Origin of the sequence: Halobacillus sp. A5 (genome assembly GCF_024189315.1) — a bacterium.
Classification (GTDB): Bacteria; Bacillota; Bacilli; order Bacillales; family Halobacillaceae; genus Halobacillus_A.
In genome coordinates this window covers 299,873-313,747 of the sequence record NZ_JAIZEO010000004.1, presented here as the reverse complement: position 1 = coordinate 313,747, position 13,875 = coordinate 299,873, and the positions used below count along the sequence as shown (strand labels likewise).

15 protein-coding genes are annotated in these 13,875 nt (G+C 41.1%); 12 read left to right on the top strand and 3 right to left on the bottom strand.

Going from position 1 to position 13,875, the window contains the following annotated elements; genetic code table 11:
• Positions 1–90 precede the first annotated feature (90 nt).
• From LF822_RS16760 to LF822_RS16745, 4 genes are all read left to right on the top strand, one after another.
• A complete protein-coding gene (locus LF822_RS16760; protein ID WP_253925231.1) occupies positions 91–1,401 on the top strand; it encodes a CitMHS family transporter in 1,311 nt (436 codons plus the stop codon).
• Between the two features lie 35 nt (positions 1,402–1,436).
• Positions 1,437–2,759: an acyclic terpene utilization AtuA family protein gene (locus LF822_RS16755; protein WP_253925230.1), complete on the top strand. Its 1,323-nt coding sequence runs from the start codon at positions 1,437–1,439 to the stop codon at positions 2,757–2,759.
• Between the two features lie 8 nt (positions 2,760–2,767).
• Positions 2,768–3,073: an AtuA-related protein gene (locus tag LF822_RS16750; RefSeq protein WP_253925229.1), complete on the top strand. Its 306-nt coding sequence runs from the start codon at positions 2,768–2,770 to the stop codon at positions 3,071–3,073.
• A 183-nt stretch (positions 3,074–3,256) separates the two neighbouring features.
• Positions 3,257–4,078 carry a carbonic anhydrase gene (locus LF822_RS16745; RefSeq protein WP_253925228.1) on the top strand — a complete coding sequence of 274 codons (822 nt, stop codon included), beginning with the start codon at positions 3,257–3,259 and terminating at the stop codon, positions 4,076–4,078.
• A gap of 121 nt (positions 4,079–4,199) precedes the next feature.
• Here the strand turns inward: LF822_RS16745 and LF822_RS16740 are convergent, their stop codons facing one another.
• Positions 4,200–4,694: a hypothetical protein gene (locus tag LF822_RS16740; protein WP_253925227.1), complete on the bottom strand. Its 495-nt coding sequence runs from the start codon at positions 4,692–4,694 to the stop codon at positions 4,200–4,202.
• A gap of 218 nt (positions 4,695–4,912) precedes the next feature.
• On the opposite strand from LF822_RS16740, the gene LF822_RS16735 reads away from it, so the two are divergent.
• The gene (locus tag LF822_RS16735) at positions 4,913–5,092 is read left to right on the top strand and encodes a CsbD family protein (RefSeq protein WP_253925226.1); all 180 of its coding nucleotides are present in this window, start codon (positions 4,913–4,915) and stop codon (positions 5,090–5,092) included.
• A 244-nt stretch (positions 5,093–5,336) separates the two neighbouring features.
• On the opposite strand, the gene LF822_RS16730 is transcribed toward LF822_RS16735, so the two are convergent.
• Complete coding sequence (locus LF822_RS16730; protein ID WP_253925225.1) at positions 5,337–5,981, bottom strand: glycosyltransferase; 645 nt, start codon at positions 5,979–5,981, stop codon at positions 5,337–5,339.
• A gap of 205 nt (positions 5,982–6,186) precedes the next feature.
• Between LF822_RS16730 and LF822_RS16725 the strand changes: the two genes are divergently transcribed.
• Together LF822_RS16725 and LF822_RS16720 are read left to right on the top strand one after the other, a co-directional pair.
• Positions 6,187–6,615, top strand: coding sequence for a VOC family protein (locus LF822_RS16725; protein ID WP_253925464.1), 429 nt, complete (start codon positions 6,187–6,189; stop codon positions 6,613–6,615).
• 108 nt (positions 6,616–6,723) lie between these two features.
• Complete coding sequence (locus LF822_RS16720) at positions 6,724–7,095, top strand: VOC family protein (protein WP_253925224.1); 372 nt, start codon at positions 6,724–6,726, stop codon at positions 7,093–7,095.
• A gap of 138 nt (positions 7,096–7,233) precedes the next feature.
• On the opposite strand, the gene LF822_RS16715 is transcribed toward LF822_RS16720, so the two are convergent.
• Positions 7,234–7,446: a hypothetical protein gene (locus LF822_RS16715; RefSeq protein ID WP_253925223.1), complete on the bottom strand. Its 213-nt coding sequence runs from the start codon at positions 7,444–7,446 to the stop codon at positions 7,234–7,236.
• A gap of 198 nt (positions 7,447–7,644) precedes the next feature.
• On the opposite strand from LF822_RS16715, the gene LF822_RS16710 reads away from it, so the two are divergent.
• The 5 genes from LF822_RS16710 (at position 7,645) to LF822_RS16690 (ending at position 13,815) form a co-directional block, all read left to right on the top strand.
• Positions 7,645–8,073 (top strand): Rrf2 family transcriptional regulator, encoded by a 429-nt coding sequence (locus LF822_RS16710; protein WP_253925222.1) that lies wholly within the window; start codon positions 7,645–7,647, stop codon positions 8,071–8,073.
• 17 nt (positions 8,074–8,090) lie between these two features.
• Complete coding sequence (locus tag LF822_RS16705) at positions 8,091–8,687, top strand: class I SAM-dependent methyltransferase (protein WP_253925221.1); 597 nt, start codon at positions 8,091–8,093, stop codon at positions 8,685–8,687.
• Between the two features lie 380 nt (positions 8,688–9,067).
• Positions 9,068–10,576 (top strand): response regulator transcription factor, encoded by a 1,509-nt coding sequence (locus LF822_RS16700; RefSeq protein WP_253925220.1) that lies wholly within the window; start codon positions 9,068–9,070, stop codon positions 10,574–10,576.
• An 8-nt stretch (positions 10,577–10,584) separates the two neighbouring features.
• Entirely contained in the window at positions 10,585–12,402 is a 1,818-nt protein-coding gene (locus LF822_RS16695; protein ID WP_253925219.1) for a cache domain-containing sensor histidine kinase, read from the top strand.
• A 108-nt stretch (positions 12,403–12,510) separates the two neighbouring features.
• The gene (locus LF822_RS16690; RefSeq protein ID WP_253925218.1) at positions 12,511–13,815 is read left to right on the top strand and encodes an ABC transporter substrate-binding protein; all 1,305 of its coding nucleotides are present in this window, start codon (positions 12,511–12,513) and stop codon (positions 13,813–13,815) included.
• The last annotated feature ends 60 nt before the right edge of the window (positions 13,816–13,875 follow it).

Sequence of the window (13,875 nt, the reverse complement as noted above, 5' to 3'; positions counted from 1 at the left end):
GAAAATAAAAGCCTTACAGTAAGGCTTTTTTCTTTGGCATGTTTCTTGCATATTACATAAATGAACCCAATTTTAAAAGGAGGAATATTTATGCTCGCTTTGTATGGTTTTTTAATTATTGCTATTTTGCTGTTCCTTGTACTGACTAAGAGAACTTCTGTTCATTTTGCCTTAGTTATTGTCCCAGTTGTTATTGCGCTAATTGCAGGCTTTGGAGCTGGAGAACTTGGTGAGTTTATGGGAGAAGGTATGTCTAGTATTGCAATGACGGGTATTATGATTACTTTCGCTATCCTCTTTTTTGGAATTATGTTTGATGCAGGGTTATTTGATCCTTTGATAAAAGGTGTAATCAAGTATGCCAAGGGGGATCCGGTAAAGATTGCTTTAGGCACAGCTATTATTGCCATGGCATCACATTTAGATGGGTCAGGGTCCAGTACCTTCCTTATTACAATTTCTGCTCTTTTACCTGTTTATAAAGCGTTGAAAATGAGTCCTTTAACCTTGGCGGTAATTGCTGCTTTAAGTGCGGGAACAATGAATTTAGTTCCTTGGGGAGGACCTACTATAAGAGCAGCTACGGCTCTTGATGTAGATGTGTTGGAACTTTATGGGCCACTAATTCCAGTACAAATAATTGGGTTAATTTCTGTCCTAATCGCTGCTTTTTGGCTTGGGAGACAGGAACGTAAACGTTTAGGTGTTATTGAGACTGCGGCAAGTGCGAATGCGGAAGAAGATTTGTTCACAGATGAAAAGAATTCAGAAAATCAAGAATTAAAGAGACCGAAATTGCTGATTCCCAATTTCTTGTTAACCGTTGGTGTAATAGTTGTTTTAATTATGGAGATTGTTCCACTGGCTGTTCCATTTGTTATTGGAGTGCCGCTGGCTCTAATGATCAATTATCGCAAGGTGGCAATGCAGCAGGATCGGATTGAAGCCCATGCTCGTGGTGCGATTTACACTTCTTCTGTGATTTTTTCCGCTGGGATATTTACAGGTATTCTTTCAGGTACAGGGATGATTGAGTCGATGGCTAATATATCAGCTTCAGCAATTCCAAATGGATTGGGCCCGGCGTTACCCATAATATTAGCTTATTTATCGATGCCGCTAAGTCTACTGTTTGATCCCGATTCGTTTTACTTCGGTGTCCTGCCTGTATTGAGTGCAACGGCTGAAACGTTTGGAGTACAGCCTGAAACCATGGGGCGAGCAGCTCTTTTAGGGCAGATGACAGTAGGGTTTTCAGTAAGTCCGCTGACTGGCTCAACATTTTTGCTGATAGGACTTGCAGGTGTAGATTTGGGAGACCTTCAGAAAAAAGCTATTCCTTTAGGGTTTGGAATCACGGCTGTAATGGCGACTGTAGCATGGATAATAGGAGTATTATAAGGGTCTATTGAAAATTTAGGAAAGAAGGTTAATACATGTTAAGAATAGGATCAGGAGCAGGATTTTCAGGTGACAGAATTGAACCAGCTGAAGTTTTATTAAAAAATGCAGATTTGGATTATTTAGTTTTAGAATGTTTGGCAGAACGTACAATTGCGCTTGCTCAACAGCGGAAAATCCATGAACAAAGTGGAGGATATGATCCATTATTAGAAAAAAGGATAAAGAGATTACTTCCGTTACTATTAGAAAATAAAGTACGCTTACTTACAAATATGGGGGCTGCAAACCCTATTGCAGCAGCAAGAAAAGTACTGAAAATTGCACAAGAATTAAATTTTTCATGTACAGTTGCTGCTGTTGTGGGCGATGATGTTCTTGACCAAATAGATTTAAACTCTGTTCCATGGGAAGGAAATTGCCTAATTGCTGAATTTGGTCCAATTATTTCAGCAAATGCTTATATGGGAATTGATGCAATATTGCCGGCTCTAGAGTCGGAGGCAGATATCATTATAACTGGAAGGGTAGCAGATCCATCTTTATTTCTTGCGCCTCAGGTGCATCATTTTGGGTGGTCCAGAGAGGATTATAATAAACTCGGACAAGGTTTGATAACAGGTCATTTGCTTGAATGTTCGAGTCAAATTAGTGGAGGTTATTTTGCAGATGGACATAAAAAAGAAGTGCCTGATCTTGCAAATATTGGGTTTCCATACGCCGCAATAGATGAAGATGGTCGGTCTGTCATTACTAAGGTAGAAGGAACTGGGGGTCTAATTGATCTAAGAACAGTGAAAGAGCAGTTATTATATGAAGTACATGACCCTGCAGAATATTTAACTCCAGATGTGACGGTTGATTTCTCTACGGTCCAGTTGAAAGAAATAAATAATAATCAAGTGGAAGTAGTAAATGGGGGTGGTAAAGCGTGTCCCCAATCTTTAAAGGTTTCTGTTGGGTATCATGCCGGTTTTTTGGGAGAAGGAGAAATCTCTTATGCGGGTTCCAATGCGTTGGCTCGAGCCGAACTGGCTGCTGAAATTTTGAAAGAGCGGTTACTAGATGATTTTCCAGACTTAAGGATAGATTTCATTGGACTATCGTCAGTGCACCGTACACATTTTAATGGTCCAGAACCATATGAAGTAAGGCTTCGTGTAGCTGGCTATCATTCTTCCAAAGAAACAGCAAGTTTAATTGGAGAAGAAGTAGAAGCACTGTATTTAAATGGACCGGCTGCGGGCGGGGGCGCTAGAAAGAAAGTAACAGAATCTATTGGTGTTTTATCTACTTTAATAGACCGGAAGAAAGTAAAACCTGAAATTTATCTATTAGGGACAGAAAAAGGGAGTTGAGCTGCAAAGTGAAATTAATTGATATTGCGCATAGTCGCGCAGGTGACAAGGGAAATATTCTTAACCTTTCCCTGATTCCTTATAAAGAAAAGGATTATGAACGGTTATGTCAAAAGGTTACTCCAAAAGCGGTTAAGAATCACTTGAAAGATATAATTCAAGGGGATGTTATACGTTATGAATTACCTAACGTTAAAGCTTTAAACTTTGTCTGTTATCAAAGTTTACTTGGAGGGGTTACGACCTCCCTGGCTATGGATACTCACGGAAAATCATTGAGTAGTGCCTTGCTGGAAATGGAGATCGACTATTAAAATTTAGTAAATATAAAATTTGGGGCGTTTGCATTAAGCGAGCGTCTCTTTTTTATGATAAATTATTAAAACTTTTAGGAGTAAGGCCTAGATTTCCCCTATCAAAAAAAGGGGAAACACAACATCAGTTGGATATTTATGTACATAGAAGATAATTTTTCAAAAAGGAGAGAGGAAAACAATATGCCAGCAAAATTACTCACTTATCCAGTATTCGCTGCACTAATAGGTCTTACTATGGGAGGCTGCCAGGAACAAACGAGGGAAACGGGTGCACCCGAAGAGGAAGAGCAGAACGATAGCGAAAGTAATGAAGAAACCGCTGAATGGTCTTATGAGGGGGATAATGGACCTGAGAATTGGGGAGAGCTCGACGATGATTATGCAGCTTGTGCCAATGGTAAGGAGCAGTCGCCTGTGAATATAGACTCAGCTCACGCGAACGAAAATGAAGAGAGAGAAGACATTGAGATTAACTATCAGTCAACTTCTTTTTCATTGGCGAACAACGGTCACAGTATTCAGGCAAACTCTTCTTCTTCAGACAATCATCTCATCATGAATGAAAAGGAATATGAACTAGCGCAATTTCATTTTCATCAGCCAAGTGAGCATTTATTCAATGATCATCGCTACGAGATGGAGCTCCATCTCGTCCATGAAACCGAAGATGGTGATGCTGCGGTCATAGGAATCATGATCGAGGAGGGCGAAGAGAATGATACATTATCGGATTTATGGGACCAATTGCCTTCGGAAGAAACGGAGGGGGATGTGAACATAGAAGAACCTGTGGAACTGCGGGAGCTTCTCCCTGAGGATCAAACGTCATTTCACTATGAAGGTTCTCTTACCACTCCGCCTTGTACAGAAGAAGTGAAGTGGATGCTTTTTGAAGAACCGATTGAGATGTCAGAAGATCAGATTCAAAACTTCAAATCGATCTATCATGAGAACCATCGTCCTGAGCAGCCCTTAGAAGACCGCGAAGTTATTGAAAATTAAAGTGAAGAATTTTTGTATGGGATTAAAGGTCGATTAGGTGAAATGGATGTGAAAAGCCTTCTCCGCGTAGAGAAGGCTTTTTTTGATCGGGGTTTCCGAAAGTGAATATCTATCTTTTTTATTACCAATAACGGGGTCCAGGATGAAAGTAGTATGGAGGACCTGCGTAGTGATTTCTTCCAAACATACGGGCGCCCTGCCCTTGACCGCCTCCCATTCCTGGAAAACCTGGCATTCCACCTTGCCCATTGCCCTGGCCTGGAGAAGGGAATCCGGGCATCATGCCGCCTTGCCCATTCCCGTTCCCGTTACCATTACCCTGCCCTGGGAAAGGGATCTCGGGTAACGCATCCATGTCCGGCATAGCTTCTTCGCCATTCTCCCCATTTCCATTTCCGTTCCCGTTTCCATTCCCATTTCCATCTTCCTGAGGTGCTCCAGGCTGGCCGGCTCCTTGAGGGAAGGGAAAGCATACAACAGAGAGCTCCTCGTCATCTGAAGTAGTAATTGTGCCCTCCATGCCACCTTCAAATTCGTACTGATCCGCTGGAATACAAATATAGCCTTCCTGTTGACGAGGGTACCGATAAGGGTAGTAAGGATTGTAGTAATACATGAATCATTCGCCTCCTTGATATACTTCTTCATCCTATTCAAATCATTTAATTTGGGCACTCTCATTTACGAATTAGTTTATTTGGCTATATGGATTTGTTTGAGTATGGAGGTAGTCGTCGGGAGAACTAAACACTGTTTTTATCTTAAGAGTGCATGTTTTAGTTGGAATGTCGCGGGTATATACATACCAAAACATCACGAGGAGGATGAATATCTATGGCAGATAGAAACGGGATGAGTGATAAAGTAAAAGGAAACATTAATAAGGCAAAGGGAGAAGTGAAGGATCAGGTGGGAAATGCGAAAAACGATCCTAAATTACAATCTGAAGGAAAGAGAGATAGAGCCAAAGGGTCAACGCAAAAAGGAATTGGAAACGCCAAAGATAACCTATAATTGTACAAAGCTCGTTTAAGATTTATTTACAGTGATGAAAAGCACGCATTCTGGTTAATGCTTTTTTGAGTTGTTGGTAATAAGCTGCTAATAAGGAGCTCGAGTAGAGTCCTTGACAGAGTGCCCTGAGAGATAGCGCCGTAACGGGTGAAGATAACGTCCTAATCCAGGCAGATAGTGCCCTAACCATGTCCCGGTAGTTGAAAGAGAAACGGTAGAGTGAAATTTACGCTGCATCTCCAAATTATTTGTCAAACTTCTCTGGAAACTGCTTTACAATCCCCTCGGAGATTGCATCGGCCATTATGATGATATGGGTGACTCCTTCATCAATTGCGGTGATTCTTTCATCCCATTCTTTTTCTAAGCTTGCGTTTAAGTCAGCGGCCACTAATTCCAGGTGCTCATACAACATTTTTGTTAAATCTTCATTTTTTAATTCAGGGTTGGCCTCACTAAGGAAAGACGCGATATCATCAGCATTTCTATTCCATTCTTTGTTTAGCTGATTCACCTTGTCTTCTTCACCGTTTTTAGCTGCATCTACAATCTTGCCGGCAATCACAATATGCTCCTTAAGCAGCTCAGTAAGTTTATTCCCTGCTTCCTCTCCGTATACCGGCTTCACAGCATTTCCGATATCCTCCTGGTTTTTCAGCAGCCTCGCCAGTACTTGCTCTTGATCCTCCGCTCCTGTCGTTGTGGCACTTGTAATATAATTACTTGTCCATAATACGTGATCAATCCAAAGTTTCCTGAATTCATTTTGGAATTCTACCTCTGATTGACTAATACTTTGTTCCTCTGTGTTACTGTTGGCACTAATTAACCCAGGTTGGATGTTTAGCAGAAATAACAATGTTAATACCATAAACCATAATTTTTTCATCAAACCGACTCCTTTCGAAATAATAAGTACCTTCATATTATTGCTGTATGGATTTTTTTAATTCGTTAAAATCATTCAGCTGAATAATATCGTTTAAATAAAGGGGGTCCCTGAGCGGGAAACTAAATGTTGGCTGTTTGTCTCTTACTATTTTTGGTATATAATTAATGTGGTTGTCCAAATGAATTAAAGGGAGAGTTGAATGATGTCAATGAGTTTGAACCCCTATTTAATTTTTGACGGTAAGACGAGAGAGGCAGTCAATTTTTACGAGAAAACACTGGACGGGAAAGTGATGGGAATAATGACGTTCGGAGATATGCCGGCGGACCCCGATCAGCCGTTGTCGGATGACATGAAGGAGCGCGTTATGCATGCTCACTTAAAAGTCGGCGACTCGGATCTTATGTTCTCCGATACATTTGCAGGCATGCCTCATCAGCAGGGTGATACGATACAAATTGCCATCCATCCTAAACAAGAGGAAAAAGCGAGAGCCATATTTGATGCACTTGAGGACGGCGGGGAGGTTGTCATGCCCCTTCAAAAGACGGATTGGAGTCCTTTGTACGGAATCGTAAAGGACAAATTCGGCGTTACTTTCCAAATAAATGTTCCTGAGGATCAGTCGTAGTAACAGCGTACAGACTTCTGCTGGAAAGCCTTGATGATGTAGTTATCCATTTTTGTCTTTCAAAAGTTGTTCCTTGGAGATGATTGTAATAATTTAGGAGGAAAAGATATGGAACTTGGTGCTTTTTCTGTAAGTTTAAGTGTGAAAGACATCAACAAATCTAAAGCGTTTTATGAAAAGCTGGGATTTCAGACCCTCGGTGGAGAAATTACTCAAAATTGGCTCATTATGAAGAATGAAAGCTGTGTTATCGGGCTTTTTCAAGGTATGTTCGAGAAAAATATTCTTACCTTCAATCCTGGATGGAATCAACAGGCGGAAGAGATTGATTCGTTTACTGATGTTCGGGAGCTTCAAAAGCAGCTAAAAGAACACGGTATTAAAATCTTGTCTGAAGCAGATGAAACGAGTGAAGGACCAGAAAGTCTTACGATTGAAGACCCTGATGGCAACCCCATTCTGATTGATCAACATAGATAATATTACACAAAAGACATATATTCCTTAGATTTATAAACAGGCTGAGAAAGGGTGGTGTTCGTGACAGGGACACCACCCTTTTCTTATTTATTAGATCTATTTTGACAAAAACTTAGCGCTAGTTTTAAAAAAAGATAATCAATTTCTTTCATCAAGCTCAGTTATTTCTCTTTCAATAAGAAATACTGAGATGTTAAAAGCCTCTATCCGCCTTTTAGCTAAGGTGATTTGTGAGCTATAGTTATTAGGGTTCTCCTTAGCTTCAAGAGTTTTTACTGTTTCTTTAAGTTTGTGTAGGGTGGAGTCAATTTGACGTTTTGCTTCAACTAATTCGGATCGTTTTAAATCCATTTATATTCATCTCCTTTGGCAGCTGAATGACAATCAGAACTATGTATTGTATCCGATGTTGATCGAACTGTCTACCTTTCATTTTTGAGTTGCGAGAGCTTCTTCGTTGACTCGCTTCATACGGAGTGCTAAGCTGATAATCAATTACAGATAATATAAGTCTTTAATATCTTTAATGTGTTGGGTAAGGAGGAAATTATGAAATATTCAAAAGCTACGAACTACGCATTACACACTATGGTGTATTTAATTGCTTTACCAAAAGGAAATACGATAGGTGTTCATAGCCTGGCAGAAATGCAGGATCTTTCTCCAACTTACCTGTCAAAAATATTAACGAAACTTGCTAAAGGCGGGTTAATTGAATCAACACCCGGAGTGAGAGGAGGTTATAAGGTTTCCAAAGCGAAGGATAGTATTTCATTTTTGGATGTGATCAAAACAGTGGAAGGAGAGTCCAATTTATTTAACTGCTCCATGGATCATCATGAAGGCTGTATGATTGAAAATGTGATGATAGAGGCTGAACAGAACATGAAAGATGATCTTGCTGCCAAATTTCTCATTGAGATCACAAATAAGATGGATGAACAGAGCATTAACAATATAAAAGGAAAAGCAAATTAAAACTAAGGGGAACAGATATGAAAGAGAATTGTAAGACCAGCCATATGGGCAGCCTGAGAAAAAAGGTGGATTATTTAGACAGTAACAAACGAAAAGAGCAATTCTCTCCAGAAAGTTTACTGAAGCTGCTGCCTTTTAATAGTAGAGATAACATTCTAGATATTGGAGCTGGCACAGGTTTCTTAACTATACCAGCTGCCAGAAAAACTAACGGTATGGTTTATGCGCTGGATATAGATTCGAATATCCTGGAATTCACTAGATCCAAAGCTAATGCTGAAGAGCTTGACAATGTTACGATCATACATGGAGAAATGAAGGATGTAAAGCTGCCTGAGAACTCAATTGATATAGTATTGGCATCTTTAGTTCTTCATGAAATAAAGTCTTTACCTGACACTTTACACCTGATTAATCAAGTACTTAAAGTTCATGGCTACTTTGCATGTGTTGAATTAGAAGAAAACCAGGGTCAAGAACATAATCACCCAAGGATTTCCTCAACACAAATGGAGCAGGAATTAAAAAAAGCGGGGTTTAAAGTAGGAAAGAAACTTTATCCGTCAGAGGCAATTTATGTTTTAATCGCTCAAAAAGTAAATTACGTTCCTTGAGGAATAATTTTTTTGTTTAATAGTAGACATTAAAGGTCTTTAATATATATTTTAAAATGAAAGGATATACCTTTTCGTTTTACATTCAGGGAGTGTATGCTTTACACATAAGGTCCATATTATCCGTTTTTTAAAGAGGTCTGTCACAGGAGGAATTAGAGCGCTTCTGGGGCAGCCCTTTTTTTGACATGTAGGCATGTTTACGTCTTGAATGAAAGACATTATAATTAAAATATCAGAAATTTTAAAATTCGGTCGATGCCTGTAACATTTTCTGAAGAATCACTAGAACTTGCTAGAAAATATGTACACCAATTTTTTCGGGGAGGCGGCAGGCTGTTTCTCTGAAAGATGAGGGAACACCTTAAGGGGAGATTGTTATGAGTGGTCTGTACAGGGTTTTAGTCGTGGATGATGAAATGCTGATCAGGCAGGGAGTGATCAATTATATTGATTGGGTTGAGGAAGGCTTTCAAATTGTGGGGGAGGCTTCTAATGGGAATGAGGCTTTGAGATTGATTGAAGAGCTCCGTCCTCATCTGGTCATTACGGATGTGGTGATGCCGGGAATGGATGGGATTGAATTAGTCCGCGTCGTGAAGGAGAAGCATCCTGAGATTGAGATCGTGGTGTTAAGCAGCTTCGAGGATTTTGAATATGTGCGGTCCACGTTTCAGTCCGGGGTGGCGGATTATATTCTAAAGCCGAAGCTCAATGGCGGGGAGTTAATTAAAACGCTGCGGAAGGTGATGCCGGAGTCGAGGAGGTCCAATGGAGTCGCTCAAAGCGCTCCGTCGATGGAGGAGTTATTACAGAAGAGTCTTGCCGGCTATTCGTTAACAGCCGGCGAAGAGCAGTTGGTTAAGGGTTTTGCTTTTAATCACTACAGTCTGATTGCAGTTTGTGGTTCTCAGAATCCAGATTTCTTACGCATGGAAATGTTTGATGAGCGGGCTATCGATGCATTTTTTATCCCTTCAAATGTAAGCGGAACCATGTTCGTGTTGATTAATTTTGACCGGGAGAAGTTGCAGTTGGTGAAGCGGGGGATCACCGAGCTGGGTGAGGCTGAAAAACACTCAAGGTGGTTAATGAGTGTTCCATTCACGTCTATTTATGAGCTGAAGAGGGTTTATGAAGATCATTTGCTTAAGATGAAGGATTATCTTTTCTATTTAACAGACGAGAAGGTGTTAATCTATGATGCACTGCCTCAGGTGCCGGAAGCGGAAAAGCCTTTTGACTTAGGGAGGTTTCTTGACCTTATTAAACAGAAAAAGTTTGAGGCGGCCATTCCTTCCCTGACGGAGCATGTCGATGTTCTCATGCGCAATTATACGAAGGATATCTTTGAGTTTAAGTCATGGCTTGAGAATATTTTATTTAATGTGATCGTTTTGTTAGGAAATATGAATTATGACGTCGACGAGCTTGAGATGAAGAAATATGAGTACTTTGCTGAGATCAACGAGGCGGCGTATGCAAAAGATGCGGTAGCCATTTTTCATACGTTTATCGAGGATGTGAAAAGAATTGTGTTGGTGGAAGACAATAAGAGCTGTCCGGCCGACATGAAGCGGCTTCTGCAATATATTGAAGAACATTATACTGAGCCTCTCTCGCTGACGACCTTATCGGAAACGTTCCACTTTAATCCTTCGTATCTGTCCAGTTATTTCAGTACCCACCTAAACATTGGGTTCAGCGATTACTTAAATCAGGTGAGAATTGTCAAGGCTAAGTATATTCTGGAGACGAGCCAGGCGTCTGTCAGCATGGTCAGTGAAATGGTCGGTTATTCCGACCCGAGCTATTTCTGCAAGGTATTTAAACGGATGGAAGGGTCTTCTCCCGGCAATTATCGCAAGCAGACTCCGGCCATGAATTGAGGCGGGCCATGAAGAAGCTGATAAGCGTTATTCATCATAACAATTTATTTATTAAGATGTTTCTCGTCATGGTGATCAGCATTATTTCTGTCTCCCTGCTCATTACCTTCAGCACGATCAGAATGTCGAATAATCTATTTATGGAGACGTTCAGCATTACGAATACGAAGGTGCTCAATCAAATTAAACAGCAGTTCGAATCGTTCAGTTATTCGGTTGTTGTGACCTCGATGGAAGTGGAGAATAATGCCACCATTAAGCGGATGTTGACGGAAGAGTATGTCAGCTCGGTTGATGCCTCTACTTCCTTTTATTCGATTAAAGAGCAGATGGAAAAACTGTATGCAGACCGGCCGAATGAGGCGAATATGATCATATTAGGGGAGAATGAGCGTTTGTTTAATATGAAGTATATGAACTGGTCGGTTACGGGGGATGACTTAATTAACCATCGCATCACAAAAAACGCTGAGGAGCATCCTAATCAGATTCTTTATCAATTTGTTTCCGGCGGTGAGATTACGAACGGCAGTCCGATGGTGGTAGCGACGAAGGCACTGACGGAGCGGTCCTCCAATAATATATACGGGTATTTGTATATTCCGATTCGAGAGCTCGATTTAAGAGGGTTCTATGATGATTATACAAGTCAAGGCAATAGTGTGATGCTGGTGAATGGGAGCGGGAAGATCATCTCGAGTGATGATGAGTCATACATCGGTCAGGATTCTCCTGAGCTGCTTGCGCTGGCGAAGGAAACGGAAGAACAGAGACTGGAGTATCAGGAAGCCAATGTATTTGGGAAGGATCAGCTGCTGCTGACTTCCGCGCTGCCTGCTCTTGACTTATATATTGTTAATCTTGTCGATCAGGAGCTAGTCATAAATAACCTTGTCAATACTAAAGAAATTGCGTTAATCAGTACGGTCATTGTGTTGCTGGCTTTAGTAGTTGTTTTTATTATATCGAGAAGAGTGACGAATTCGATCAGCCGTCTGGTGAAGCAGATTTCGAATATGGCTAAGTATGATTTCAGTAAACCGGTCGAAGAGAGCGGCGGTTATGAAGCGAGAAAAATTGCTCATGCGTTTAACTATATGCTGAACGAATTACAGGAGCATGTCGATGTGTTAATGAAGGCGCAGAGGAAGCAGCGCAAATCAGAGCTTGAGGCTTTGCAGCATCAGATCAATCCTCATTTTCTTTATAATACGTTAACATCGGTAAAGTTATTGGTGAAGGACGGTAAGAAAGAAGCGGCCTTTGAAACGATCGATGCCCTCATTCCATTGCTGCAAAATGCTCTCGGAAACGTCGATGAGACAATCACAGTCGAGCAGGAGGCAGCCAATATACAAAACTATGTGTTGATTAACCAAACTAGATATGGCGATCGGATTAAAGTGAATTCGCTCATTTCACCTGATTGTTTACATTATCATCTGCCGAAGCTTGTGATTCAGCCGTTTATAGAGAATGCCTTCTTCCATGCCTTTACAGAGAAGAAGAAAGGCTTCATTCAAATTCTTATTGCTCAGCGGAACGACAAGCTGGTCTGTGAGGTCATCGATACAGGAGACGGCATGAGGCTGGATAAGATAGAGAGTAAAGGGAAGCGGCAGCTGTTCAGCGGAATAGGTGTACGGAATGTCCATGAACGCATCCAGTTATTGTTTGGCGAGGATTACGGTGTGGAGATCTCAAGTGAATTGAAGAAAGGAACCAAAGTAAAAATTATCTTACCTTTGTTAGATGAAAACGCTAAATATATTACCAAATCTAAAAATAGTACCAAAGAGCGTCTGTCGGAAGGAGGAAACTTCTAAAGATAGTTAAATAAATTTCTAAAGATCGTTCTAACGGTCTTTTTTTTTCGGTGATATGCTTTAAATAAGCGTATTGGTAACGCTTACAAATAGAAGGGGGTATTAGTTATGGAGGATTTTCGCTTTAAGAAGAGCTGGCTGTCAGCTTTAGTCTTACTTACATTTCTCGTTTTGGCAGCATGTTCTTCAGATGAAGAGGGCGGAGCTTCAGAGGAAGGAGAGGCAGCAGAGGACCCGGATACGATTACGGCCTGGGCATGGGATCCGAACTTTAACATTGCGGCGTTGGAAACTGCCAAAGAATCCTATGATGGAGATGTGGAGCTTGATGTTATTGAAAACGCGCAGGATGATATCGTCTCGAAGCTGAACACAGGGCTTAGTTCGGGAACGATGAAAGGGATGCCGAACATAGTATTAATTGAAGACCAGCGGGCACAGAGCTTCCTGCAGTCTTATCCAGAGGCTTTCTTCCCGATCGACGATTACATCAACCCGGAAGATTTCGCTTCGTACAAGCTGGCACCGACCAGTCTTGATGATAAGCAGTATGGGTTACCTTTTGATACAGGTGTAACGGGGTTATTCTTCCGTACCGATTATCTAGAAGAAGCGGGATATACAATGGAAGACTTAACGGATATTACGTGGGAAGAATATATCGAGATTGGGCAGGATGTAAAAGAAACGACAGGTAAAGATATGATTTCACTTGATCCAAATGACCTGGGTCTCATTCGTGTCATGATTCAAAGTGCGGGTGCCTGGTACGTCGATGAAGAAGGCACAAACGTAAATATTGAAGGCAACGAACCGTTAAGAAAAGCATTCGAAAACTATAAAGCTATGATGGAAGCTGACTTTGTCAAAGCTAATTCAGATTGGAGCCAGTTTATCGCTTCCTTTAACAGCGGCGACGTAGCCACGGTACCAAGCGGAAACTGGATTGGAGCCAGCATTGAAGCTGAAGAATCTCAAGCTGGAGACTGGGCGGTTGCTCCGATTCCGAGGTTGGACATGGAAGGTGCGGTGAACGCATCGAACCAGGGAGGAAGCTCTTTCTACGTATTGAATGTCCCTGGAAAAGAAAAAGCAGCTGAATTTCTTGGACAGACGTTTGGAGAAAATGAAGAATTCTATCAGGACCTAGTAAACGACGTTGGAGCGATTGGGACTTACACCCCTGCTTCTGACGGAGAAGCTTATCAAACTGAAAATGAATTCTTTGGCGGACAATCTCTCATTTCCGACTTCTCTACATGGGTGGAGGACATTCCGAGTGTCAATTACGGCATGCACACGTATTCGATTGAAGATATTTTAGCTGCCGAAATGCAGAACTACTTAAAAGGAAAAAGCCTAGATGATGCATTTGCTGATGCGCAGGCACAGGCAGAAGCTCAGTTGAAGTAGGAACTGTAAAAGCAGAATAAGAAAAAAAATTTTCATAGAATAAGGGATTCTGCGAAAGAT

Bases quoted from the DNA above. Each gene is read 5' to 3' on its own strand.
- LF822_RS16760 (WP_253925231.1), top strand. From the start codon at position 91: ATGCTCGCTTTGTATGGTTTTTTAATTATTGCTATTTTGCTGTTCCTT.
- LF822_RS16755 (WP_253925230.1), top strand. From the start codon at position 1,437: ATGTTAAGAATAGGATCAGGAGCAGGATTTTCAGGTGACAGAATTGAA.
- LF822_RS16745 (WP_253925228.1), top strand. From the start codon at position 3,257: ATGCCAGCAAAATTACTCACTTATCCAGTATTCGCTGCACTAATAGGT.
- LF822_RS16740 (WP_253925227.1), bottom strand. From the start codon at position 4,694: ATGTATTACTACAATCCTTACTACCCTTATCGGTACCCTCGTCAACAG.
- LF822_RS16735 (WP_253925226.1), top strand. From the start codon at position 4,913: ATGGCAGATAGAAACGGGATGAGTGATAAAGTAAAAGGAAACATTAAT.
- LF822_RS16730 (WP_253925225.1), bottom strand. From the start codon at position 5,981: ATGAAAAAATTATGGTTTATGGTATTAACATTGTTATTTCTGCTAAAC.
- LF822_RS16725 (WP_253925464.1), top strand. From the start codon at position 6,187: ATGTCAATGAGTTTGAACCCCTATTTAATTTTTGACGGTAAGACGAGA.
- LF822_RS16720 (WP_253925224.1), top strand. From the start codon at position 6,724: ATGGAACTTGGTGCTTTTTCTGTAAGTTTAAGTGTGAAAGACATCAAC.
- LF822_RS16715 (WP_253925223.1), bottom strand. From the start codon at position 7,446: ATGGATTTAAAACGATCCGAATTAGTTGAAGCAAAACGTCAAATTGAC.
- LF822_RS16710 (WP_253925222.1), top strand. From the start codon at position 7,645: ATGAAATATTCAAAAGCTACGAACTACGCATTACACACTATGGTGTAT.
- LF822_RS16705 (WP_253925221.1), top strand. From the start codon at position 8,091: ATGAAAGAGAATTGTAAGACCAGCCATATGGGCAGCCTGAGAAAAAAG.
- LF822_RS16700 (WP_253925220.1), top strand. From the start codon at position 9,068: ATGAGTGGTCTGTACAGGGTTTTAGTCGTGGATGATGAAATGCTGATC.
- LF822_RS16695 (WP_253925219.1), top strand. From the start codon at position 10,585: ATGAAGAAGCTGATAAGCGTTATTCATCATAACAATTTATTTATTAAG.
- LF822_RS16690 (WP_253925218.1), top strand. From the start codon at position 12,511: ATGGAGGATTTTCGCTTTAAGAAGAGCTGGCTGTCAGCTTTAGTCTTA.